The sequence below is a fragment of the uncultured Aquimarina sp. genome, from assembly GCF_947492405.1.
Taxonomy (GTDB): Bacteria; Bacteroidota; Bacteroidia; order Flavobacteriales; family Flavobacteriaceae; genus Aquimarina.
This window is the reverse complement of record NZ_CANLMP010000001.1, coordinates 1,175,589-1,201,832: the sequence shown is the minus strand read 5'-3', so window position 1 is coordinate 1,201,832 and position 26,244 is coordinate 1,175,589. Positions and strand designations below refer to the sequence as shown.

At 32.8% G+C, this 26,244-nt stretch carries 18 protein-coding genes; 8 read left to right on the top strand and 10 right to left on the bottom strand.

Annotated features, from left to right (window positions below; translation table 11 throughout):
* Nucleotides 1-34: 34 nt before the first annotated feature.
* Complete coding sequence (locus Q0829_RS05285; protein WP_298540738.1) at nucleotides 35-358, bottom strand: YbaB/EbfC family nucleoid-associated protein; 324 nt, start codon at nucleotides 356-358, stop codon at nucleotides 35-37.
* Nucleotides 359-502: 144 nt separating this feature from the next.
* Here Q0829_RS05285 and Q0829_RS05280 point away from each other — a divergent pair, with 144 nt between their 5' ends.
* From Q0829_RS05280 to Q0829_RS05270, 3 genes are all read left to right on the top strand, one after another.
* Nucleotides 503-2,563, top strand: a complete 2,061-nt coding sequence (locus Q0829_RS05280; protein WP_298540736.1) for a S9 family peptidase — start codon at nucleotides 503-505, stop codon at nucleotides 2,561-2,563.
* A gap of 91 nt (nucleotides 2,564-2,654) precedes the next feature.
* The gene (locus Q0829_RS05275; RefSeq protein ID WP_298540734.1) at nucleotides 2,655-3,695 is read left to right on the top strand and encodes a cysteine synthase family protein; all 1,041 of its coding nucleotides are present in this window, start codon (nucleotides 2,655-2,657) and stop codon (nucleotides 3,693-3,695) included.
* A gap of 150 nt (nucleotides 3,696-3,845) precedes the next feature.
* Entirely contained in the window at nucleotides 3,846-5,105 is a 1,260-nt protein-coding gene (locus Q0829_RS05270) for an aminotransferase class I/II-fold pyridoxal phosphate-dependent enzyme (protein WP_298540731.1), read from the top strand.
* 82 nt (nucleotides 5,106-5,187) lie between these two features.
* On the opposite strand, the gene Q0829_RS05265 is transcribed toward Q0829_RS05270, so the two are convergent.
* From Q0829_RS05265 to Q0829_RS05240, 6 genes are all read right to left on the bottom strand, one after another.
* A complete protein-coding gene (locus Q0829_RS05265; RefSeq protein ID WP_298540727.1) occupies nucleotides 5,188-5,382 on the bottom strand; it encodes a hypothetical protein in 195 nt (64 codons plus the stop codon).
* Between the two features lie 132 nt (nucleotides 5,383-5,514).
* Nucleotides 5,515-6,633 carry a GNAT family N-acetyltransferase gene (locus tag Q0829_RS05260; protein ID WP_298540722.1) on the bottom strand — a complete coding sequence of 373 codons (1,119 nt, stop codon included), beginning with the start codon at nucleotides 6,631-6,633 and terminating at the stop codon, nucleotides 5,515-5,517.
* A 211-nt stretch (nucleotides 6,634-6,844) separates the two neighbouring features.
* Nucleotides 6,845-8,155, bottom strand: coding sequence for a RagB/SusD family nutrient uptake outer membrane protein (locus Q0829_RS05255; protein ID WP_298540720.1), 1,311 nt, complete (start codon nucleotides 8,153-8,155; stop codon nucleotides 6,845-6,847).
* A gap of 10 nt (nucleotides 8,156-8,165) precedes the next feature.
* Nucleotides 8,166-11,318, bottom strand: a complete 3,153-nt coding sequence (locus tag Q0829_RS05250) for a TonB-dependent receptor (protein WP_298540718.1) — start codon at nucleotides 11,316-11,318, stop codon at nucleotides 8,166-8,168.
* Between the two features lie 283 nt (nucleotides 11,319-11,601).
* A complete protein-coding gene (locus tag Q0829_RS05245; protein WP_298540716.1) occupies nucleotides 11,602-12,306 on the bottom strand; it encodes a FadR/GntR family transcriptional regulator in 705 nt (234 codons plus the stop codon).
* Nucleotides 12,307-12,542: 236 nt separating this feature from the next.
* Nucleotides 12,543-14,180, bottom strand: coding sequence for a transporter (locus Q0829_RS05240; protein ID WP_298540714.1), 1,638 nt, complete (start codon nucleotides 14,178-14,180; stop codon nucleotides 12,543-12,545).
* Between the two features lie 100 nt (nucleotides 14,181-14,280).
* On the opposite strand from Q0829_RS05240, the gene Q0829_RS05235 reads away from it, so the two are divergent.
* From Q0829_RS05235 to Q0829_RS05220, 4 genes are read left to right on the top strand one after another with little or no spacing between them, the layout of a single operon-like run.
* Nucleotides 14,281-14,550, top strand: coding sequence for a DUF4834 family protein (locus Q0829_RS05235; protein WP_298540712.1), 270 nt, complete (start codon nucleotides 14,281-14,283; stop codon nucleotides 14,548-14,550).
* A gap of 31 nt (nucleotides 14,551-14,581) precedes the next feature.
* The gene (locus Q0829_RS05230) at nucleotides 14,582-17,020 is read left to right on the top strand and encodes a YfhO family protein (protein WP_298540708.1); all 2,439 of its coding nucleotides are present in this window, start codon (nucleotides 14,582-14,584) and stop codon (nucleotides 17,018-17,020) included.
* A 3-nt stretch (nucleotides 17,021-17,023) separates the two neighbouring features.
* The gene (locus Q0829_RS05225; protein ID WP_298541212.1) at nucleotides 17,024-18,316 is read left to right on the top strand and encodes a glycosyltransferase family 4 protein; all 1,293 of its coding nucleotides are present in this window, start codon (nucleotides 17,024-17,026) and stop codon (nucleotides 18,314-18,316) included.
* A gap of 9 nt (nucleotides 18,317-18,325) precedes the next feature.
* Nucleotides 18,326-19,780, top strand: a complete 1,455-nt coding sequence (locus Q0829_RS05220; RefSeq protein ID WP_298540706.1) for a polysaccharide biosynthesis C-terminal domain-containing protein — start codon at nucleotides 18,326-18,328, stop codon at nucleotides 19,778-19,780.
* A 412-nt stretch (nucleotides 19,781-20,192) separates the two neighbouring features.
* Here the strand turns inward: Q0829_RS05220 and Q0829_RS05215 are convergent, their stop codons facing one another.
* Nucleotides 20,193-21,518 carry a hypothetical protein gene (locus tag Q0829_RS05215; RefSeq protein WP_298540704.1) on the bottom strand — a complete coding sequence of 442 codons (1,326 nt, stop codon included), beginning with the start codon at nucleotides 21,516-21,518 and terminating at the stop codon, nucleotides 20,193-20,195.
* Nucleotides 21,519-21,780: 262 nt separating this feature from the next.
* On the opposite strand from Q0829_RS05215, the gene Q0829_RS05210 reads away from it, so the two are divergent.
* On the top strand, nucleotides 21,781-24,183 hold the full coding sequence (locus Q0829_RS05210) for a hypothetical protein (RefSeq protein WP_298540701.1): 2,403 nt from the start codon (nucleotides 21,781-21,783) through the stop codon (nucleotides 24,181-24,183).
* Nucleotides 24,184-24,247: 64 nt separating this feature from the next.
* Here the strand turns inward: Q0829_RS05210 and Q0829_RS05205 are convergent, their stop codons facing one another.
* A complete protein-coding gene (locus Q0829_RS05205) occupies nucleotides 24,248-25,345 on the bottom strand; it encodes an amidohydrolase family protein (protein WP_298540699.1) in 1,098 nt (365 codons plus the stop codon).
* Nucleotides 25,346-25,492: 147 nt separating this feature from the next.
* On the bottom strand, nucleotides 25,493-26,137 hold the full coding sequence (locus Q0829_RS05200; RefSeq protein WP_298540697.1) for a hypothetical protein: 645 nt from the start codon (nucleotides 26,135-26,137) through the stop codon (nucleotides 25,493-25,495).
* Nucleotides 26,138-26,244: the final 107 nt, after the last annotated feature.

Here is a 26,244-nt window from a genome sequence, read left to right as displayed (position 1 = left end):
GCTTCCTTTTTTTGTTTCTATATTATTTCAGAACTTATTTAAACATATCCAAACCAGGAATATTCGGCATTCCTTCTTTTGCTACTGCAGCTAGTTCAGCTTCGTTAACAGCTGTGGCGTTAGTAATAGCTTTATTAAGAGTAAGGATTAAGTAATCCTCTAATTGTTCTTTGTCATTTAATAATTCATCAGCAATAGAAATACTTTTGATCTCTCGGTTTGCTGTAATAGTAACTTTGAGAAGGTTATCTGTACTGTTCTCATCTACTAAAACAGTATCTAATCTTTTTTTTGTTTCCTCTACTTTTTTCTGGGTTTCCTTTAGTTTACCCATCATTCCCATCATATCTCCAAACATTGGTAATTTTTTTAATGATTAATTAAGAACAAAATTAGTATTTTACCTGTTAATAAACTAAGAGATTATTGTGAAAAGCATAGCGTTATATGATCGTTAACTATTATTTTTGCAACTTCACGTAACTATAATAAAGAAAGAACATTGGAGATAGAAGTTCAGAACCCAATTGCAGACAGAAAAGCTACACAACTAGAAAAACATAACGATATCCGTGTTGATAATTATTTTTGGCTTAATGATAAAGATAATCCGAATGTGATCGATTATTTAAAATGTGAAAATGACTATAATGACAGAATGACGGCTCATACGAAGGATTTGCAAAAAAATCTTTTCGAAGAGATGAAAAGCCGAATTAAAGAAGATGATGCTTCTGTGCCATATAAACTAAATGGATATTGGTATATTACCCGTTATGAGACAGGAAGAGATTATCCCATATATGCGAGAAAAAAAGAAAGCCTCGATGCTCCCGAAGAAATATTATTCGATTGTAACAAAGAAGCAGAAAATCACGCTTACTTTAAAATGGTTGGATTAAGTGTGAGTCCCGATAATAAGTTAATTGCTTTTGGAGTAGATACGGTAAGTAGAAGGAAATATACAATACGTATTAAAAATCTTATAACAGGTGAAATATATCCGGATGAAATAGAAACTACCACTGGAGGCAGCACCTGGGCAGCAGATAGTAAAACACTATTTTATACTAAAAAAGATAACGAAACATTAAGATCGCATAAAATTTTTAGACATACTCTGAATACGGATTCTGATAACGATGTAGAGGTTTATCACGAAAAAGATGACACTTTTAATACTTTCGTTTACAAGACAAAATCTAAAAAATACATAGTAATAGGATCCAGTAGCACACTAACTTCGGAATATCATATTCTAAAAGCAGATAATCCTATTGGGGATTTTACAGTTTTTCAACCTAGAATTAGAGGTTTAGAATATGGAATTGCTCATTATGAGGATAGTTTCTATGTGTTGACTAATGCTGATGCCGCCAAGAATTTTAAGCTGATGAAGGTTTCAGAAAACGACACTTTAAAAGAAAATTGGAAGGATCTTATTCCTCATCGTAAAGATGTTTTATTAGAAGATGTTGATATTTTTAAGGAGTATTTGGTAATAAGTGAGCGTAGTAATGGATTAAATAGAATCAATATTAAGAAATGGGATGGTACGGATGATTACTATCTTCCATTTGATAATGAGACTTACACAGCTTATGTAAGTACGAATGTAGATTTTGACACTAAAACACTAAGGTATGCGTACAATTCGTTAACCACTCCTAATTCGGTTATTGATTTTGATATGGATACTCGAGAAAAGGAGGTTAAGAAAGAGCAAGAAGTGTTAGGAGGTAATTTTGATAAGAATAATTATATATCAGAAAGAGTTTGGGCAACTGCAATTGATGGAACTAAGGTGCCAATATCATTGGTTTATAAAAAAAGCACTAAAAAAGATGGTACTAATCCATTGTTGCAATATGCATATGGATCATATGGCTCTACGATAGATCCATATTTTTCGACAGTACGTCTAAGTTTGCTGGATAGAGGATTTATCTATGCAATAGCCCACATACGAGGAGGTGAATATCTAGGACGTTCCTGGTATGAGGATGGTAAATTATTTAAAAAGAAAAATACATTCACCGATTTTATTGATTGTTCTAAATTCTTGATAGAAGAAGGATATACATCATCAGACCATCTTTATGGAATGGGAGGGTCTGCAGGTGGTTTACTAATGGGAGCTATTGTAAATATGGCACCAAAGTTGTACAATGGGATTGTAGCTGCTGTGCCTTTTGTAGATGTTGTAACGACTATGTTGGATGATAGTATACCATTAACAACAGGAGAATATGACGAATGGGGTAATCCAAATGAGAAAGCGTATTATGACTATATGAAATCTTATTCACCCTATGATAATGTGGTAGCGCAAGAATACCCAAATATGTTGGTTACAACAGGATTACATGATTCGCAAGTACAATATTGGGAACCTGCAAAGTGGGTAGCTAAGTTAAGAGAGTTAAAGACAGATAAGAATCTATTATTATTGCATACGAATATGGAAGCGGGGCACGGAGGAGCTTCAGGGAGATTTGAAGCACTTAAAGAAGTTGCCGAAGAGTATGCTTTTTTACTAGATTTAGAAGGTATAAAGAATTAATTAAAAAAATTAACGTAACTTCGTAGCGTTTTTGTAACAGTTTGTAGACTCCCCTTTTTTAGTTCTACAGATTTGTGTAAAACACAACCTTATGAGAGAAGATATACAGGCTTATAACAATGTTTTAGAGCTTATAGGTGATACACCACTTGTAAAATTAAACAGAATTATGAAAGGCTATCCAGGAAATTTCTATGCTAAAATAGAATCCTTTAATCCTGGACACTCCACTAAAGATAGAATTGCACTTTATATTATTGAAGAAGCTGAAAAAAAAGGTATTCTCAAACCCGGTGATACCATCATTGAAACTACTAGTGGAAATACTGGTTTTAGTTTAGCTATGGTGAGTGTTATCAAAGGTTATGATTGTATACTGGCAGTTAGTTCTAAATCTTCTAAAGATAAGATAGCAATGCTTAAGAATATGGGAGCAAAAGTATATGTGTGTCCAGCACATGTAAGTGCTGATGATCCTAGATCTTATTATCAGGTAGCTAAGAGGCTTCATGAAGAGATAAAAGGCTCCGTTTATATAAATCAATACTTTAATGAATTGAATATTGATGCTCACTACAATTCTACTGGACCTGAAGTTTGGAATCAAACCAATGGTAATGTAACTCATTTTGTAGCGTGTTGTGGAACAGGAGGCACTATTTCTGGTACTGCAAAGTATTTAAAAGAGAAGAATAGTGCCATAAGAGTGCTTGGAATTGATGCATATGGGTCTGTTTTAAAAAAATATCACGAAACCAAAGAATTTGATAAAGAAGAGATTTATCCTTATCGAATAGAAGGTTTAGGAAAAAATCTTATTCCGAGTGCTACAGATTTTGATGTGATTGATAAGTTCGAGAAAGTAAGTGATGAAGACAGTGCGCATACAGCCAGAGAATTGGTAAAAGCAGAAGGAATGTTTCTTGGGTATACTAGTGGTGCAGCTATACAAGGTGTAAAACAATTAGCAGAACAGGGAGAATTTGATGCAAATAGTAATGTAGTAGTTATTTTACCAGATCATGGATCTCGGTATATGAGTAAGGTGTTTAGTGATGAATGGATGATGGAACAAGGGTTTTTTGATAGTGTTCATGAAGAAGATACTACAAAAGTTCAGTTTGTTAAGTAAAGTTTAATACAAGAAAAATATGAGCATCTGATATTGTACAGGTGCTTTTTTTGTGAAAAAATAGTTTATAGTAGTGATTTTGCATATAATTATGCTATCACGTCAATTTTCTGTATTTTCGCACACTTAAAGAAATCAAATTTGCGGTAGATGAGAGATTTATTTGATAAAATATATGAGGACAAAGGACCTTTGGGAAAATGGGCGGATCAAGCAGAAGGATATTTCGTTTTTCCAAAGTTAGAAGGGCCAATATCAAATAGAATGAAGTTTCAGGGTAGAGAAGTAGTTACCTGGAGTATTAATGATTATTTGGGGCTAGCTAATATGGAAGAAGTTCGTAAAGTAGATGCTGAAGCTGCGGCTGCTTATGGTTCTGCATATCCTATGGGTGCCAGAATGATGAGTGGACACACGGATCTTCATGAACAGCTACAAAATGAGCTTGCAGAATTTGTGCATAAAGAAGCAGCGTATTTATTGAATTTTGGATATCAAGGAATGGTATCTACGATTGATGCACTGGTAAGTAAAGATGATATTATCGTATATGACGTAGATGCACATGCTTGTATTATCGATGGAGTTAGATTACATCAAGGACAAAGATATACGTATCGTCATAATGATATCGAAAGCATAGAGAAAAACCTTATGAGAGCTACCAGAATGGCTCAAAAAACCGGAGGAGGAATTCTATTAATCTCTGAAGGGGTTTTTGGAATGCGTGGTGAGCAAGGAAGGTTAAAAGAAATAGTAGCACTAAAAGAAAAATATAACTTCAGATTATTTGTTGATGATGCTCATGGTTTTGGGACATTAGGAGCAACTGGAGCAGGAGCAGGAGAGGAACAAGGAGTTCAGGGTGAAATAGATGTGTACTTTGCAACATTTGCTAAATCTATGGCAAGTACAGGAGCTTTTATTGCTGCTGATCAGGAAATTATAGACTATCTAAAATACAATTTACGTTCGCAGATGTTTGCTAAATCATTGCAGATGCAATTAGTGGTTGGAGCACTAAAGCGATTAGATATGTTGCGTACCATGCCTGAGTTAAAAGCAAAACTTTGGGAAAATGTAAATGCTTTGCAAAATGGATTACGTGATAGAGGTTTTGATTTAGGGACTACACAAAGCTGTGTAACTCCGGTATATCTAAAAGGAAGTATACCTGAAGCAATGGCGCTAGTTAAAGATCTTAGAGAAAATCATGGGATATTTTGTTCTATCGTTGTGTATCCTGTTATTCCTAAAGGGTTGATATTGTTAAGATTAATCCCTACCGCTTCTCATACAATGCAAGATATAGAAGAAACATTAAATGCATTTTCAGCTATTAGAGAAACATTAGAAAACGGAACTTATAAAAGAATGTCTGCTGCTCTTGCAGAAGCAATGGGAGAATAAGAAAGACTAAAAAAATATATTTAAAACTAAAAAATCCGCTATTTAGCGGATTTTTTAGTTTTAAATATCTAATGCATTTCTTTTAACATCCCGGGTCTAAAAACGCTATAGAAGGATTGAAACATGTTCCCATACAACAAATATGCTGAGGTGTACAATCAAAATCATTAGAACAGGCTAGACGATCAGTGTTTAAAAGATCACCGCCATTAATAGTTTTTTGTTTTTTCTTGTGTAACTTTTGAATTCCATTAATTTTTAAAAGATTGTCTAACATAATATTGAGTTTTAGATTTAGATAATGACCAGAAAAAGATAAACAGACTTATCTATGTATTATGTTGACTAATTTAAAAATTACATTGGTGAATTTTCTCACCCTAAATGGGTAGTTTATTTAGAAAGTACTTTAAATATCTTTTCTATATGTTCTTCGCATTTTGTGTTGCTCGTGTTCATAATCATTCCATAATGCTTGTATAGCTTTATTCTCTTCTAACTCCGGATTGGTTTCTACCATTTCTATACCGTTACGAATAAACGTTTCATTCATTTCTTTGAATATAAGTGCTGTAACTCCTTTGTTTTGATATTCTGGATCAACTCCAATAAGGTAAAAAGCAGCGGTGTCATTTCTTCGTTGTGCTTTAAGAATATGAAGGAATTTTAAAGGGTATATTTTACCATTCATTTTTTTCAAAGCTTTAGAGAATGATGGCATAACAATCGAAAAAGCAATTAACTTTCCATTTTTATCAGCAATACAGGTAATGTATTCTGGATTTAAATATGGTAAGTATTTTTTCTTATACATTTCTATTTGATACTGTTGTATAGGAACAAATGTTTGTAAGCTACTGTACGTTTTATTCAGTAAATCAAACATATCATCTGCATATTTCAATAGCTCTTTACTTTTCTTAAATTTAAGTAATTGAAGTTGGTAGCGTTCTTTAATAATTTTTGCAAACTTGATTACCTTTTCTCTAGTCTCTGTAGGAACTTTTATTTTGTATTCTACCCAGGTCGCTGCATCTTCAAAACTGAGTTGTTCCATATGCTTTTGATAATAGGGATAATTATACCAGGTAATCATGGTATTAAGTTCTTCAAACCCTTTAATTAGTATACCTGCTTTATCCATATTAGAAAATCCTACAGGACCTTCCATATACTCAAGAGAATGTTGTTTTCCAAACTCCGCTACTTTTCCTAAAAGAGCTTTGGTAACTTCTATATCATCAATGACATCAAACCATCCAAAGCGAACTTTTAATTTTTGTTGTTCTTTTACTTCAATCCAATTAATAATTGCAGCTATTCGCCCTACTATCTTGTCATTTCTATATGCTAAGAAATATTTAGCTATCGCATTTTTAAAAACGGGGTTTTTTTTAGGATTCATTACATCTAGCTCTTCTTTAATAATAGAAGGAACGTAATAGGGAGAATCTCTATATAATTCAAAAGGAAACTTAACAAATGTAGTCAAATCTGCTTTGGAGGTAATTTCTTTAATCGTAATCATACAACTTCGCTAGTTCATAACAAATATATGACCCTTTTATTAAACATTTTAATGGAAACGCTTCAATTTATGAATCAATCAATAACTTATTAGTATTAATTGTAACTAAAAGATATGAATAAAAAATACTCCATTGACCAAACTAATGATCAATGGAGTAAAGGATACATAACAAACAATAATTTTACTTATTATTCATACACACACAACTTTAGTATCCAGGATTTTGAGAAATTATACCGTCACTAGCAAGTATTTCCGAAACTGGAATAGGAAATACATGATAATTTGAGTTAATCGTTTCTCCCATTTCTGCATCTACAGTACCAGTTCTAACTAGGTCAAACCATCGTTGTCCTTCAAAGGCTAATTCTAATCGTCTTTCATCAGCGATGGCTTGTCTAACTTCCACTTGTGTATTTGCAGTACCACTTAAACTGGCTAAGCCAGCTCTAGTTCTAATGTTATCTAATAAACCTAAAATAGATGCTGATTGTGAACCATCTGCATTGATATTTTCATTACGTGCTTCTGCATATAACAAAATAACATCTGCTAATCTCAATTCTATCCAATCTTGATCTGGATTTTCTGATAGGTATTTTATTCCTCTTATAGCAACTTCATCAACTGTAAGTGCTTTTCTCGTAACATCACCCGCAGCATCAAAAGCAGCAACTAAATCCAAATCTAATGGTTCAAATGATTTTGAATCATTACCAATATACCATCCCGTAAATTCTGTAAATCCATATTCATCCGGAATTGAACTTGATACTTGGGTTGCAAAAAGAATTTCTGGATTTAAATCATTAGCATCTCCAAAAATGTCTGCAAAGTTGGGTAGCAAACTTACACCGGCTGCTGCTGCACCATTTACTACAGCAGCAAGATGTGATTCTGCACTGCTAAAGTTACCAATTTGCATATATACTTTACCCAATAAGCCTTGAGCAGCTATCTGCGTTGCTCTACCGTTAGATAACCCAGAATTATCTAATGCTGCGATGGCATCTTGTAAATCAGGAATAATGATAGTATTGTATACTTCTGCAGCTGGCTGTCTCGTCGTATCTAAATTAAGATTTCCAGAACTTAAATTTACAGTGACATCACCAAAAACACGAACTAATTTAAAGTAAGATAAGGCTCTTATAAACTTTGCTTCACCAATATCATTCGAATTAGCTGAATTTTCAATAACATTATTTGCACTTAAGATTGATCTGTATAGGGCAATATAAAATGGTTCAAAGAACTGATCTTCCATATCTAACAAATCACTATTAAATCTATCAAAAGAAGGGTAGGGTTCTTCTATCATTAGTGCATTGTCTGCTCTAAAATCTCCCATCACTGCCATTGGCGTTACAGAACCTAACTGGTAATAGTATGCTGCATTTAAAACACCTTCAAAATCTGTTAATGAATCTGAATTTGCGATATTTGATGGCACTTGTTCTAAATCTTCGCAAGAAGTGAAGAATGAAACTATTGCCAATAATAAAATTATTTTTTTCATTTTTCTTTTTTTAAAAATTAACATTTACACCAAACGTAAAACTTCTTACAATAGGGCTTGCTCCAACTTGCACACCGTAGGTTGTTGGTCCAGCATAACCAGAATTCCCTGTTTCAATACCTTCTGGATTATATGAAGTATAATCATCACCCCATATGTATAACAGGTTTGTTGATGCACCATAAATTCTAAAAGAACTTAAACCTATTTTGGATATTAATTTTTGATCTAAGGTATATCCTAAAGTTAAATTTCTTAGTGCTATAAAAGACGCATCTTGAATGCCGTGATCCGTTTGTCTTCTATTACCTATATAAAATTCTCCATTGTGATCTGCAATACCATTATCATCAACATCAAAAGAATCTACTAACCTACCAGACCATTGTGATTCATAGTAAAGAGGGTCAATGTTATATACTTCTGCTCCATGAGAACCTTGAAATTGCATTGATAAATCAAAAGATTTATAGCTCATAGTGCTATTTAATCCCCAGTAGAAATCTGGAGTGGCTTGTCCTATTTTTACATAATCATCACTATTAATAACTCCATCTCCATTTTGATCCACTACATAAGATTCACCAGAAGTATTATTAGGGTGTCTTGTTGGGTCTTCTAAAAATCTCATTTCCACTTCACCAATGGTTTCTAAGCCCCACATTTCGCCTATTTCTCCTCCAACATAATTTCTAAAAATTGGGCCTCTACCGCTCTGACCGTATTGTATTTGTGGTAGTTCATCTACCGAATCTAAATCTGTAATTTCTGTATTAACAGTTGATAAGTTAGCACTAATATTCCAGGAGAAATCTTGATTTTGAATAATACCTGCAGAAAGTTCAAATTCCAATCCAGAGCTTGTCATATCACCATTGTTTACTATTATAGAAGGTTGTCCAACAGTTGTATAAGACACTGTTCTTCCTATTAACATATCCTCAATATCTGAGTTGTAATAATCCACACTTAATCTAAAACGGTTATTTAGGAATCCTAAATCTATACCATAGTTCGTTTCCGTATTGGTTTGCCAGGTTAGATCTGGATTATTTACGTTTCCAGAAATTCCAAACCCAGTACCAAAAACCGTTGGAATAGGATTTAAAAGACTTTGAGCATCAAAATCATTTAAGAATGCACTCGTTCCTAAAGATCCCGTGCTAAATCTTAATTTAAGAAGACTAAATTTCTCTAATTTCCAAAAACCTTCATTATGGACATTCCAACCTAAAGACATTGCAGGGAACACTCCATATTGTTTATTAGCTCCAAAACGAGAATCACCGTCTCTCCTTAAGGATGCAGATACTAAATAACGATCGTCATAAGCATACTGCACTCTACCAAAAACACTTTTTCTTGCTCTGGTGATTTCTGTTTCGGTTGTTGTAATATCTTCTGGATCTAATAGGTTGTAATTGATAATATCACTATTAGGGACATTAGTACCTACAAGAGAAATAGCATTGATGTAGTTATTTAAAAATTCATAACCAATCACGGCGTCGATATCGTGTTTCCCTATTAATTTCTTGTAATTTAATGTCGTAGTACTTAGAATAGAGGTTGCATTCCTGGTACTTTCATCTAAATCTGTTTGATCTGTACGGGCTCTAGAATCTGCCCCAAGACCTTGGTAATAATAATTTTGAGTATTATTATAATCACCACCTAAAACAGCTTTTATATTGAGTCCATCAATAATTTCATACTCTAGGTACGAAGAAATATTAGCAAAATAGGTTTTCTGCCAAGCATCTGCATTATCCAACTTCTGAGCGGGTCCAGCATCTCCTGAGCCTCCAATACCATTATTAGCTCTACCATAATGCCAATCGTCTACTCTATCTCCTGGTGTTAGTTCATATATGCTCGTTGGTCCAATACCGCCTCTATAACCATTATCAAATGCTGCTAATCCTAATCCTTGCGCTTCTAAATCTAATGCTTGTACAAATGCAATAGATTCTGCTGTATGATATACAGGATGAACACCGTAAGCTCTTAATAAATCTCTCATATCATGAGCTAAGATGTCTCTTCTCGAAGTAAAACCATTAAAGCTTACTCCAGCCTTAAATTTTTCGCCTAATTTAGTATCAATGTTTAATCGAGCATTAAACCTTTCAAACCCTTGTGTTATTGCTACCCCTTCTGCGTTTTGATATCCTACTGATGCAAAGTACTTGGCATTTTCAGAACCACCTGCCATGCTAAAATCGTGATTAATGGTAGTACCAGTTCTAAACAACCAGTCTTCTGGACTTATAGCTCCTGGCGAATTTTCATATGCTCTTAATCTATACTCCACAAAAGCTGGGTCCACTTGAGATAAATCCCAATTACCAGCGGCAATTTCTTCTCTTGAAATTGCGGCCCATTCTGGCCCTGATTTTAAGATGTTCTTACGGTATTTATTTGAAAAACTAATGAAAGCATTATAATTAAATTGTGGCTGACCTGATTTACCCTTTTTTGTTGTTACTAAAATAACCCCATTAGCACCATTAGCACCATAAATAGCTGCAGAAGCTGCATCTTTTAAAACTTCTAAACTTTCGATGTCATTTGGGTTTACAGTGGCTAAATTTCCTGAGATTTGATAACCGTCCACTATAATTAGTGGACCTGAGTCACCAGCAAGAGAAGATGCTGCTCTTATTTGAATTTTTGGGTTTGCACCTGGTTCTGGATTTTGGTTTTGAATAAGAACCCCAGATAATTTGCCGGCTAGTGCTTCGTCTACACGGGTTGCTTGTATCGCCGCTACATCACTTCCTTTTACTTGTGCAATGGCTCCAGTATTATGTGATTTTTTTCTAGTTCCATATCCAACTACCACAATTTCATCTAGTGCTTCAGAATCTTCTTCCATAGATACATCTAGAGTAGTCTGTCCGGAGATGGTAACGTTTTTTGTAGTAAGTCCTATATAGGAGAATTGTACCACATCACCTGATTTTACTTTTATAGTATATTTTCCGTCAAAATCTGTTACCGCTCCTGTAGAAGTTCCAACTACAAGGACGCTCACACCGGGAATTGGTGTGTTTGTTTCTATTGATGTTACTATACCAGTTAACTCATAACTTTCTTGCCCATATGAGGTGAAATGATATAATAACGATAGTAGTAAAGCTATAGTTATTTTGTGATTCATGTGTAATTGTTTCAATGATTAGTTTTGTTTCAGATATAAGTCTAACGGCTTTTTAAGCTATTTGGACTTGTGTGTTACTTAACTAAACATTAACAAGAGCAAAATTTCAACCATAATATGAATTGTTATATTTGCTGCTGCATGTTTACTTAGGTAATGATGCGCTATTATTCTTGTTATTTGACTTCTCCCTCTAACTTGAAGTAATTACAGAATAATTGAAAAGGATGGGTTATGCCTGTCCTTTTTTCTTTTAATATTAAAGTTTACATAGGCTGGTTTTTTAATTAGTGTGACAATAATTATATAAGTCTTTAAAATGAATTTTTAGACTCCTTGTTGCTTGGTCCGGATCATTATTTTTTATAGCATTTACAATATCTTGATGTTCTTTTATCAAACTCGAAAAATTTTGAGCATCACAAATTTTATTTGTAACAAAATTGGTAATTATTTCAGGAGTGATTACTAGCATCAAAGAGTTGATAACACTGTTACAACTTGCTTCTGCAACCTTAAGATGAAACAATAAATCTTCGTCTAGCGCATTTTGACCATTAATAGATTTTTTAATGTATGCTTCGTGCGCTTTTTCGATTTGATATAATTGTTTTTCAGTTCTTCTGATGGCCGCTAATTTTACAGCTTTTGTTTCCAGTATTAATCTGGTTTCTACCAGAGATTTAAAATCTGGTGTTTGTAAGTGTAAAATGTTTGCCATCATAGAGTTTAGAGCTCCAACGCCAATCTTAGATACAAAAGTTCCACTTTTGGGATATCTTTTTACTATTCCATAAAATTCTAACTTTTGTATAGCTAGCCGTAGCTGACTTCTACTAGCGTTGAATTTATTGGATAATGTTCTTTCTGATGGTAGTTTATCTCCAGGTTCAAGTTGCCGGTTAATGATAAGGTCTCTAATTTTTGAGATTACGGTTTCAACTTCGGTTTTAGAAGATAAAGGTTCGTTTCCTAGGTTAATTCTCATATTTTTAAATTGGTCAACCAAATTGGTTAACCAAATATAAGAGTTTTATTTTAACCTACGTATTTTAAATGTTAAAAAATGACAGAAATATTAAAAAATTGATGTGTTTTATATGATTTTTTCATTTTCAGACCAAGATGAATTAATACTACAATTGTATATATACAGTACTAAAAAAGGGCTAAACATAATATGTTTAGCCCTTTTTATATATGAAAAGGAGTTATAACTAAGAACTAGCCTTCATTATTATCATCGCCTTCTTTTTCTTCCTGTTTTTTCTTTTTTTCTTCTTCCTTTTTACGCTTTTCTTCTTCTTTTTTTCTTTTCTTTTCTTCTTTCAGGCGTTTCTTCTCTTCTTTCTTTCTACGTTTTTCTTCTTCTTTTTTAGCTTTAGCTTGTTCCTTTTGAAGTTTATCATAAGCCGCGTCTACATCCTCTTCTTCTTCAACTTTTTTCTTCTCTTCTTCTTGCTCTTTTTCCTTTTTAGGATCAACGTCTTTCTCTAGTTCCTCTAGTTTTTTGAGTTCTTCATCAATTTTCTTTAGTTCATCATCTACACCTTCATCTTGTTCCATTTTATCCAATTCGGCATCTATATCCTCGATCATTTTTTGCTTTTCTTTTTCAGCTTTGATTCGGGCTTTTTCTGCTTGCTTAGCTTCTTTTGCTTCACGTTTTAATCTTCTACGTTCTTCTTTCTGAAACTTTTTATCGTCTTTTTTGTCTTGCTTTTCTTTTTCGATTCTTTCACGTTCTAAACGTTGTGCAGTTCTTCTCTCGTCTAGATCTTTTTCCATTGCTTCTCTGATACTACTATCTTCGAACTCATTTATGAATGGTGTTTTCTCTAATTTTAAACTATCATTTTCAATTTCTTCAAATTCCCTATCAATACTTAAACTATCACTTTCTTTTTCATTTAATTCCTCTTCATTCTTAATACCACTTTCAAAACCTGGTTTTTCTATAATTTCGTCTTTTTTGTGCCAGTCAAACCTATAAGATGCACCAACGCTTACCCTAAAAATGGAGGGAGTATCTTTAAAGTTTGTTGCTATATTAGCATCAATTTGCAAGTCATCATTAAATAAGTACGCTCCACCGAGCCTTAATATATTGTCACTATAAAAATCACTTTTCTGGCCTTGATATTCACCAAAGACGGCCCATTTATCATTTAGAGTATGAGTACTGGTAATAATCCATCCATATGCAGGATTATCTGTAGTTATTTTATCTATGATTAAATTTGTAACCAACACCCAGCTTCCTGCATTACTTGTCCACCAGTTATTTTGCGTCATAACTACGATTTTAGGACTAATTGTTTGGTCCGTAGGAAAGGTAAAAGCGTTGTCCGTATTTACGTAGTTCATACCTACATAAGCTGATACAGCGGGTATAAGACTTTTCCATTTAAATCTATAGCGTTCTTTCCAGCTTTTTAATTCATCGTAATTTATTGAATCCTGATCTTTAGGTTTTTTATAGGGATCGTAAATAAGATATTTAACCCCTATGGTATTATATTCAAAATCTGTTCTTCTTATTTTTTCTTCATTAGCCCCTACAGTCTGTTTAATGCCTTCACTTCTAAAACTACCATTCAAGTTAATTTCCAGTTGTTCTATTAATAACCCATATCTAATAGTATAGTCGAAATTAAATGTATTCGTTTTAGTATCAAATAGTTTGTGTTTTTCTTTTCCAAAACCAAAACCACCTTCTAGTTGTAATACATTATTACCAACAGAGAAAGCACCTTGAGAAGTCCCAGGTCTATTTGTGTTAATTTTCTCAGTATATTGTGCAGATGCGGTTAAGCCGAGTAGGAATAGGCTAACCAACAATAGCAAAGATTTAGGGCTCATATTCAATAGATTTGGTTCAAATATAGCAGATTTTATCATTTTTTTAGGATTGACTTCATGTAATTGTATAGAGAGTTCCCTATTTTTGAAAAAAAATAATATGCAAGAGGCTTCATTATCAGGGGTATTAAAGGTAATTCTCATTCTGTTATTGATATATTACGGATTAAAGATATTAACGCGTTTATTTGGTCCTCTATTGCTTAGATATGTAACAAAGAAAGCAGGAGAAAAGTTTCAACAGCAATTTCAGCAATATCAACAACCTCAATCTGGACCAAAAGAGGATATAACTATTGATAAAAAATCTAAACAAAAATCTACTAATAAAGATGTAGGAGAGTACATCGATTATGAGGAAATTGATTAATTTGGCGCTTCATTAGTAAATTGTTTCGCACATGATGGCTTATCTAAAAAGATTCTTACCTCATTTATTGGTTATTCTAGGTTTTATAATCGCTTCGCTTACTTTTTTTAATCCTGTTCTTAGCGGAAAAATGATATATCAGAATGATATTAAGCTTTATGAAGGTATGGCTAAGCAGCAGAAGGACCATCGTAAAGAAACTGGAAAAGAAACTTTTTGGAATAATTCTGCCTATGGCGGAATGCCAACATATCAATTGGGAGCAAGATTTCCTCACGATTATATGGATAAGTTGGATCGCTTGATTCGATTTTTACCAAGACCAGCGGATTACTTATTTCTATATCTAACAAGTTTTTATATTCTATTATTAGTAATGAGAATTCCTTGGAAAATGGCAATTCTCGGAGCATTGGCATTTGGTTTTTCAGCCTATCTCATCATAATAATAGGAGTAGGGCATAATTCTAAAGCACATGCGATTGCTTATTTTCCACTTGTGATTTCAGGGATTTTGCTGGTTTTTCAGAAACGATATGTCTGGGGTTTTATGCTCACAGCCATGGCTATGGGATTAGAAATCCAGGCGAATCATTATCAGATGACTTATTATTTGGGCTTATTAGTATTTGTAATTGGCGTAACTTATTTTATTGATGCCTTTAAAAGAAAAGAGATTCCACATTTTCTAAAATCCTCGGCTATTTTAATTGTAGCTGCTTTATTAGGTTTGGCAACCAATGCCACTACCTTATTATCAACATCAGAATATGCAGAAACCAGCATTAGAGGTAAGAATTTATTAGCAGATACCTCTGCAACGTCTTCAGAAAAGAATGGTTTAGATTATGAATATATTACTGAGTATAGCTATGGTAAGCTAGAATCTTTAAACCTATTTGTTCCTAAGTTAATGGGATTAGGAAGAGCTTCTGATTTGGGTAAAGATTCTGCTTTTTATCAAAAATTGATTGAACTAGGGCAACCACCAGAGCAAGCTGATTATTATGCCAACGTCACTGGATTATATTGGGGAGCACAACCTTTTGTAGAAGCACCTCCTTATTTAGGTATAACTGTAGTGTTTCTGGCATTATTGGGATTGTTATTGGTTAAAGGTAGATTAAGATGGTGGTTACTGGGCGGAATTATTTTGTCCCTAACTTTAAGTTGGGGTAAGAATTTAGATTTCTTGACTCGATTCTTTGTAGAATATGTTCCATTATATAATAAGTTTAGAGCAGTTTCTAGTATTCAGGTTATTTTGGAACTAGTAATACCAATTGCAGCGGTATTTGGTTTATACCAACTGTTTAATGAAAAAACTTCTTTCCAGGAGCGACAAAAGAAATTCCTAATATCACTAGGTGTTTTTGGAGGATTGTGTATTGTTTTTTGGTTATTCGGCGGAAGCTTATTTGGTTTTAAATCTCCAAACGATGTTCAATTAGCTATAGAGCAACCTCATATTTTTGATGCTATTAAGGAAGATCGTATTACTATTATGAAAAGCGATAGTTTACGATCTTTAATCTTTATTCTATTAATTGGAGGTTTACTTTGGTTCACTTTAAAGAAAAAACTTTCTGAAAACGTAATGATTATAGGTGTTGGTCTTCTTATTCTTATTGATTTAGTAGGAGTGGATCGCCGTAGTGTGGATAGTGAATCTTTTATTTCGAAACGCACCTATAAATCATATTTTCAGGCTACCGCTGTTGATAAAGAAATTCTAAAAGATAAGTCTTATTATAGGGTATTGGACCAGGCTAGAGGTTTCAATAACTCACATACCAATTACTTCTTTAATTCTGTAAACGGTTATTCTGCAGTTCGTCCTAGAAAAATGGAAGATATTTTTTTTGGTCATATCGCGAAAGGAAACCTTCAAGTAATAAACATGCTTAATATTAAGTATGTGATACAACAAAATGAAGAAAGACGTTTGGATGTACAAGAGAATCCTTCGGCAAATGGCCCAGCTTGGTTTATAGAAGAATTAAAATTTGTTGATGATCATAAGTCAGAATTTGAGTCATTAAGTATTATTGATACCAAGAAAACAGCAGTTGTTAGGAAGGAATTTAAATCAGCATTAGAGAACTACAAACCGGTTAAAGATAGTATTTCTACAATTTCTATATCTAAAACAACTCCAGATCATCTTGCATATAATTCGTATACAGAAAAGCCGGGATTTCTTGTTTTTTCGGAAACGTATTATAAAAATGGATGGAATGCTTATATAGATGGAAACTTAGAAACAATTTATCCTGTAAACTATATGCTAAGGGGTTTAAAAGTTCCTTCAGGAAAACATACTATAGAGTTTAAGTTCGAACCACAAGTGGTAAAAACCGGAAGTACAATTACTTTGGCAAGTTCTATTATCTTTGGGTTATTATTTTTAGGAGCTTTGTTTTTTGAATATAAAAAACGAAAAACGGAGGTTTCAGAAGAGAATTCTTAAAAGATTTTGAAAGCATTACTCATCACATATTATTGGCCTCCTGCTGGTGGCCCTGGAGTGCAGCGATGGCTTAAATTCGTTAAATATTTTAAAGATTTTGGAGTTGAACCTATAGTGTATATTCCAGAAAACCCTACATATCCTTTAATAGATGAATCTCTAGCATCCGAGGTTCCTGATGAAGTAACTATCATAAAACAACCGATTTTTGAACCTTATCGTTTAGCAGAAGTTTTTTCTAAAAAATCATCCAAAACGATTAGTAAAGGGATTATTGCAAAAAAGGAAAAACAATCTCTTGTTCAAAAACTGTTGTTATATATAAGAGGGAATTTTTTTATACCCGATGCTCGTAAATTTTGGATAAAACCATCGGTGAAGTTTCTACAAAAATATATTATCGAAAATAATATAGATACTATAATTACTACAGGTCCACCACATAGTGTTCACTTGATAGGGAAGGAGTTAAAAGAAAAACTTAATCTTAAGTGGATAGCGGATTTTAGAGATCCCTGGACTACAATTGGGTATCATGATAAATTAAAACTTACGAAACGTTCAATAAAAAAACATAAGCAATTAGAACAAGAAGTTTTAACAGCTGTGGATCGTATAACCGTAACAAGTTATACTACGAAAGAAGAATTCCAGGAAATTACCAATAAGCCAGTCTCTGTAATTACTAATGGATATGATACAGAAAAGGTTTCAGAAGTAAAATTGGATAGTGAATTTACAATTTCGCATATAGGTTCATTATTATCAGGAAGAAATCCGGAAAAATTATGGCAGGTACTTTATGAACTTACACAAGAAAATGATGAATTTGCTAAAGCTTTTAGATTGCGATTAGTTGGAGCGGTAAGTGAAGATGTATTATTTTCTATCAATGAAGCTGGATTATCTGGTTTTTTGGATAAGAAAGGATATGTTTCTCATAAAGAGGCAATAGGGATTCAACGTAGTTCTCAGGTTTTATTATTAGTAGAAATCGATAGACCTGAAACTAAATGTATCATACCAGGAAAGTTATTTGAATACATGGTTTCTAAAAGACCTATTTTAGCTATTGGTCCTAAGGGAGCGGATATTTCGAAAATAATAAAAGAAACAAATTCTGGTCATTTCTTTGAGTATTCTGAGAATAACGAAATGAAAAACACAATACTCAGTTATTTTAAAGAGTTTCAGGAAGGAAAACTAGTAGCAAAAACTGAAAGGATAGAGAAATATAGTAGAAAAATGCTTACTAAAGAGATGTCTTTAGTACTGAAAAATTTAAAAAAAGTATAGACTAAAATAATGGGAATAGTAGTCAATCAATCTATAAAGAATGTAATTATTACCTGTTTGGGTTTTGGGATTGGTGCGATTAATACATTATTTCTGTTTACTAAATTTCTTGAAGAAGAATATTATGGACTCATATCTTATTTATTTTCAGTATCGAATCTGATATGGCCTTTGATGGCTTTTGGAGTTCATAACACATTAGTAAAGTTTTATTCTTCTTATATAAATAAAGGAGAGCAAAATAAGTTTTTAACTATGATGCTTATTTTACCAATGTGTATTGCATTATTGGTAGGATTTATTGGTTCTGCACTGTACGAGTATATTCTTAATTTTTTTAGTGATGACAATACGATTGTACAGCCATATGTATGGACTATTTATATTCTTGCAATTGCATTATCTTATTTTGAAATATTTTTTGCTTGGGCCAAAGTAAAACTGAAGAGCGTATTTGGTAATGTGCTGAAAGAGTTATTCATACGGGTGTGTATCATGATTCTTTTGTTTTTAGTGTCTTTGGGAATGATTACGGTTCAGCAATTTATATATGCCATCGTAATCGTATATATACTGCGATTACTAATAATGGCAATATATGCATTTAGATTGCATGAATTTAAGTTTAGCTTCTCATTGCCTGGAAATTACATTTCGGTTTTTAAATATTCGTTATTAATTTTATTAGCAGGGTCTGTTGCTACTTTATTAATCGATCTTGATAAGACGATGATCGAACGCTATCTTCCTATTGAAAATGTCGCTAAATATGGTATCTGTGCTTACATTGCAAGCGTAATTATTATTCCATCAAGAGCAATGCATCAGATTACATATCCATTAACTGCTAAGCTAATTAATGAGAAAGGTTTCAAGCAATTGAGAGAATTGTATAAAAAAAGTTCTCTGAACCTTTTTACAATTAGCGGGTTGTTGTTTGTATTGATTATTTGTAATGTAAATCAACTTTTCGAATTAATTCCGCAGGAATATGAATTGTTTATATGGGTAGTATTATTGATAGGAGGGACTAAATTGTTTGACAACTTATTAGGAAATAATAATTCTATCTTATTTAATTCTGATTATTATCGATTGATTTTATACATAGGAATTGGAATGGCAATTCTAGCGTTTATTCTTAATTGGATTTGTATCCCGATTTTTGGTGTTACAGGAGCAGCTATAGCTACATTTACTGCTGTTTTTTGTTATAATTTATCTAAGATATGGATTGTACAAAAAAAGTTTAGAATGCATCCGTTTTCCAAAAATACCTTAATAACATTGATACTAATTATTGTATTCTTGTTTGGGTTTTATTTTTGGGATTTCCGATTTCATCCGATAGTAAATATTGGTTTTAAAAGTATTTTGATAGGGATGGGGTATGTATTACTTGTATATTTACTTAGAATCTCTTCTGATATTAATAAATTGATCAACAGATATTTAAAAAAATAAAACCACTCTATGCAATGTGCATAGAGCGGTTTGACGAAGTGAAAGTTGAGTATAGTTCCCTATTTGGAGCTATTTTTTTAGACTACAATTTTATTCTCATTTTTCATAGTCCATTAGATATGTAATAAGTAGATACTTAATAAACAGTTAACTACTATTGATCCCTATATTTTGAACTAAAAAAGATATGTTATTTGTGTTGTTTTGGTATGAATGACGAAATGTTGATAACAGAGTATTGGTTTTAAGATTATGATTTTAAGTGTTTTGTGTTAAATTCTGTAAACTTTTGTAAGAGTGTTTAGACATTTTTAAATAATTTAAAAAAAAGAAAATCCCCCGAGGTGCCTAAGCATACAACTCTGGGGGATTTTCCAACTAACCAACCAAAAAAATAAATTCTTTATATTTTTTAACTTCTACTTCTTGCCGTACGAGATCTAGAATTGTTTGACCTTGCTTTTCTATTAGAAGTATTACTTCTTTGTTTCTGAACTCTTGATCTAGAACTATTTCCTTTACTAGTATATCGACTATTATTAGAACGTTTTGTTACATTTCCAGAACGATTATTTCTATTACTCGTAGTCGTTCTTACTTTATTGTTACTTCTTGTAGAACGATTTGCAACCGTATTTCTACTTCTCTGAGATCTCTGAGTTGACTGAACTCGATTTCTATTCTGAGTGTTTCTTGGTTTAGATACCACTCTGTTTCTATCGTTACGTCTTACTTGATTTCTTGTTTCAGAACTTCTAGTAGAACGATTGGCAACAGTATTTCTACTTCTTTGAGTTGTTTGAACTCTATTTCTATTTTGAGTACCTCTTGTATTAGCTTGTACACGATCTCTTGATTCAACACTTCTTCTGTTTACAGAACGATTTCTTGATATATTTCTAGAAGCATTATCACTTACTCTTGCTCTGTTTCTATTTACAGACGTTGATCTACTTCGATTTACAGTACTGTAATTGCGATCATTTCTGGTATACATCGCTGTTCTTCTATCACGGTTTCTGTAGTCTAAACTTCTAGCTCTACTCGTTCTATTTCCTCTATTATAACTAGTTACTCTACTATTTGGTCTATAATAGTTACGACTTCTATATGGTTTAGCGTAATAGCCACTATAGTAATTATTTCTGAACACGTTATATGAACATCTATATGGGTTATAAAACCTTCTATATGGTCTATTGAATACGATACATCTACTTACAACAGGAACCGTAAAAAATGCGTGAAATGGTCTGTATACGTAGTGTCTATTAAAGTTATTGATATATCCTGTACAGTTTACAAAATTTCCATAGCTGTTATAGTTAATGTATAAACCACCAACTCTAGATACTCTTCCAAAACGATTGTAGTTAATGTATACATCACCAGCTTGACTTATTCTACCATAGTAGTCATAAAAGACAGGAACATTTTCTACCTGTACTACCGCTCCATAATCGTCATACTGTACATAAGCATCATAATTATATCCAGAATTAAAACTTATGTTTACTCCAGGATTATTAATATTTACGCTTACACCACCTCTTGGTCTATTTACGTAAAAATCAAACTGTCCATCTGCGTATACAGAAAACTCTACTCCGTTCTCACTAAAGATGAAAGATTTTCCATAATTATAGTATCGAGATACGGTTTCTGAATTTGTATCAAACGCATTAGCAGTAAAAGATGCTAATAATAAGCCTGTAAAAAGTAAAACAATATTTTTCATAATCTGTGATTTTAAAACAAGTACTAAAATTAATTTTTTGTACTCTCTTTTATAGTATCAAGCAGCGTGCCAAAAACGGATTTTGGAATGAAAAACAAAGATTTTTGTGAGCGTGAAAAGTCGTGTTTAATTCACTTTTAATGTTTAAAATATTAAAAATCAAATATTTAAATATGTTTTTTTGTTTTTAATAAATGCCTAATGTTAACCTTAGGGTGGAAACAATCACAAAAAGATATTAATACATCTTAAAACAAAAAAAATGAAACCTTATTTCTTAAAACCAATGTATTTGATACTGATACTTCTGATAGTATTATCAAATAAAGTACAAGCCCAATGCACAGTAGGGCAACCCAATATTTCTGTACAAGCTGAAGCCTTTTCGAATATTACGATAGTAGAAGGAACATCTACGACCTTAACATCTCCCATATCCGGATCCTCCTATCAATGGACGTTAGACGGTGTAGATATTAGCGGAGCAACATCTTCTACACTCACTATTACTAACTTCGATAGTACGGATGTTGGAGATTATAATGTAATCGTTGATAGTGCAACGCTTCCTAATGGAGTTAGCCTAAGCATTATAAATGCTGGCATAACCGATTATGATAGGGATCGACAGGCATTAGTAGATTTGTATAATAATACTGGAGGAACTTCCTGGACTAGAAATACAAATTGGTTATCTGGCCCCATAGAAACCTGGGATGGAGTGACCGTTACTAATTGTAGAGTTACCGGACTGAAATTGTCCAATAACAACCTAAATGGACCAATTCCGGCATCGTTTTCTAATCTTACAGCTCTAAAACGACTTAATATAGGGAAGAATAACGTATCCGGAATTCTGGATATTTCTACAATGCCTGATTTGCTAGATATCATTGCTCATAATAATAACCTTACTGATATAATTTTTGGGGTAAATCCATTATTGCAAAGAGTATATATTTATCAAACTCCTTCATTTATTGCAGGTAAAATTATTGATATTTCTGCAATGCGTCAATTAACTGACTTTAGAGTACAAGGTATAGGTTTAAGCGATTTGGTAATTTCAGGAACATACAATAACCTGTTATATCTGATTATTCCCGATAACCAAATTTCAGGGACTTTAGATATTTCTAATATGCCAAATCTTAGGCAGTGTAATGTAAGAGATAACCAGTTTACTGATTTTAATTTTGGAACTAATCCCGAGTTAAGCAGATTATATTTTTATAATAATCCGGTAACTCCAGGTAGGACGATGGATATTTCAGGAATGCGAAAATTATTGGATTTTAGAGTTCAAGGATTAAATCTAGGACGATTGATCGTTTCTGGGACATATAATGAGATGTTATATTTTCTTATTCAAGAGAATCAAATTTCCGGTACTCTGGATATATCTAATATGCCAAACCTTAGACAATGTAATGCACGAGATAATCAGTTTACAAATTTTAACTTTGGGAGCAACCCGGAATTAAGGAGGTTATATTTTTATAACAACCCTCTAACTCCAGGTCTGACCATGGATATTTCGGGAATGCGAAAACTACTTGATTTCAGAGTACAAGGATTAGATTTGGGAAGGTTGATTGTTTCTGGGACATATAATGAAATGCTGTACTTTATAATTTCAGACAATCAAATTTCCGGTACTTTAGATATATCAAATATGCCAAACCTTAAACAATGTAATGCACGAGATAATCAGTTTACGGATTTTAATTTTGGGAGTAATCCAGAGTTAAGTAGGTTATATTTTTATAATAATCCAGTAACTCCAGGTAGGACGATGGATATTTCGGGAATGCGAAAACTACTTGATTTCAGAGTACAAGGATTAGGATTGAGTCAATTGACCATGTCTGGAACTTATGATGAAATGCTATATTTTATAATTGCCGATAATCAAATAGAAGGGACATTGGATATATCTAATATGCCAAACATTAGATCATGTAATGCAAGGGATAATCTTTTTGACGGGTTGACTTTACCATCTAATGTATTTGGTGCTGGTAGAACGTTGAATAACCTAAATGTAATAAATAACAATTTACATTTTGATGCTCTTCTGCCTTATAACAGCACTTTTGGTACCATTAATTTTTATTATAATCCTCAACGCGAGGTAAATACTGAATTTAATCCAATAACCAATGTAGTTTCTGTTGATGTTAGAGGAACTGGTAACGATTATACTTGGACGCCTACAGGCCCAAATGTGGATTCTTTTATAGCAACGGTTGATGGGGTATATTCTTGTGAAGTAACAAATACTACTGGTGGAATAACAGGTCTTGGGGTTCCTGGCTTAAGAATACGAAGTGTTCCGGAAACAGTTACTATAACTTCCTCTAGATCCACTAACAATTCTTCTTCATTTGATAAAGAATTTGATCAGGCTAATACGATAAAAACATATCCTAATCCTATACAACGAGGTACACCAATTTATACAGATGTAGTTTTAAATGGAAATAGGTCAATTCATTTTATTCTACATACAATAAGTGGTCAGAAAATAAAGGAATTTAGTTATGAAGGAAAAGATGGGCACAATACTTTTCAATTGGATTCTGAAGGATTATCAACTGGACAATACATTTTGACTTCAGAGTTTGGAGTGAAGAAAGTATCCAGTATGATTATTATTCAATAGATTATTCTGAAAATAATAAGAGAGTATTTTCGAAATACTCTCTTATTATCTTATTTGGGATATATTATTTTGGAAACAAACTCTTGTCAATATTAGGAATCACTTTTAACGCATTTTTGTAATATAGTTTTTTCAACACTTCATCATCTAGGTCTAATCCATACATTTTCCAGAAGGCGTGATATCTTTTGTAATATGGAAAGTATTCGTCATCAGATTCTAATACTCTAAAATAAGTATAGTATTCCTCTGGATTCCAGGAATCTTTTCCGAACATCACTCTATCTTGATATTTGGTTAAAAAAGCTTTAGCATTACGAGGTTGCCTTCCGAGTTCTGCAATTACGGCGCCTATTTCAGAATACATATTTGGTATTTCATCCATAAGTTCAGCAAGTTTGGCTAAATTATTTCCATACCAACCTAAATGTGCATTGATAAATTTGGTGTTTTTATGTTTTCTGAAAATATTGTGTTGTTCTTGTATGATTGTTTCCCAGGAACCTGTTACACTAGCGTCTCTTTTTCTTCTCGAGCGTAATTTTAATTCTAACCATCTCTCATTTTGATTATCGTGTGTATCCCAAAATGGTTTAGGATCGGCAGCGTGAATTAATACCGGAATTCCTAATGCTCCACATTTTTCCCAAACAGGTCCAATACGCGGATCATCAATCTTTATTCGATTACCTTTACTATCCTTATTATCCATTCCTTGGCTTTTATAAATTTTTAATCCATTGGCTCCTGCTGCAACATCATTTTCTATTTGAGAAACTGTTCTTTTAGTCCAGTCCGGATCATCAATTCCTTGTAAGCTAATATTCGTAAAGACAATAAAACGATTTGGTGCATTGGTTTTTACATTTTCCAAAGCACCCTTTAGATGTTCGTCAGATCCTCTTCCTCTTCCGGATAAATTGACCATAACGACCATATTCAGTTTATCCATTTCTTTAACAAGCTCGCTTAGGTCTTGCGTGGGCATTCTGAACTGATGGTTATGTACATCAATAAAAGGGAATTTAGCTTTCTTAATAAAAGTTTCGGGAACGACTAGGGTAGAAGGTGGGTCATAATCTTCGAATTGCATTTTTTGAGCAAAAGACTTATTAACTAATAAAATAAAAGATAGAATGAATAAGGATTTGTAAGAATTCATAAGAAGGAAGCCGTTTTTATATTACTACCATAAATATAAAATAATCGTCTTATCTGGAAGAAGGCTTAACATTTTTAGTTAAAAAAGAAAGCCCGCTACCAAGATAGTAACGGGCTTTCTAACAACTAACCAACTAACTAATTTATACTAATCATTATTTTGATCTCTATATTTCTTTTTTCTTTTTCGGTTTTTATAATCATCATCATCATGATTATCTCCACTATAATGATTTGATCTTCCGTTAAAGTTATAATAAGGGTCATGAGTCATACTACATCCATCAACTCCACAATAACCACATCCTGTATAATGAATATTCCCTTCAATATGTCTAATTCTACCTCTTTTTCCATAATAAACACGTAGTCCTCCTATTTGTGCTAATTTTCCTCTTCTATTATATCTCATTAAGACAGAGCCAATTCTTCTTACCTGATCGAATCGATTATAACCTATAGTTGTAAGTCCTACTCGTTTTAATCTTCCGTAGTAATCATGCCTTACCGTGAATCGGTTATTATATCTAGAACTCCTAGAGTGTCCGGGACTGTTATAATTTCTAGAGTTCCAATCCAAATGATTATAATTTCTTCGTCTTGGAGTTTTAAAATCAATCTCTCCGTTAGGATAGACAAAGAATGTTACACCACCTTCGACAAATACAATAGGTTGTGCGTAACGATAGCGTTTTGTAACCCTATCAAGTTGATCCGACATTTTTTGATCGGCCGCTTGTGCAGCTGTTCCAACTAGTAACATTGCTGCGATAAAAAGTATCATTTTTTTCATAACTAAAATGTTTTGGGTTTTTACCTACTCATTAGCTTTTCGGTTTCCGCTATTTGATTAGTAAGTAACCAAATGGCGTGCCAAAAATTTTTAGGTTATGATAAAAT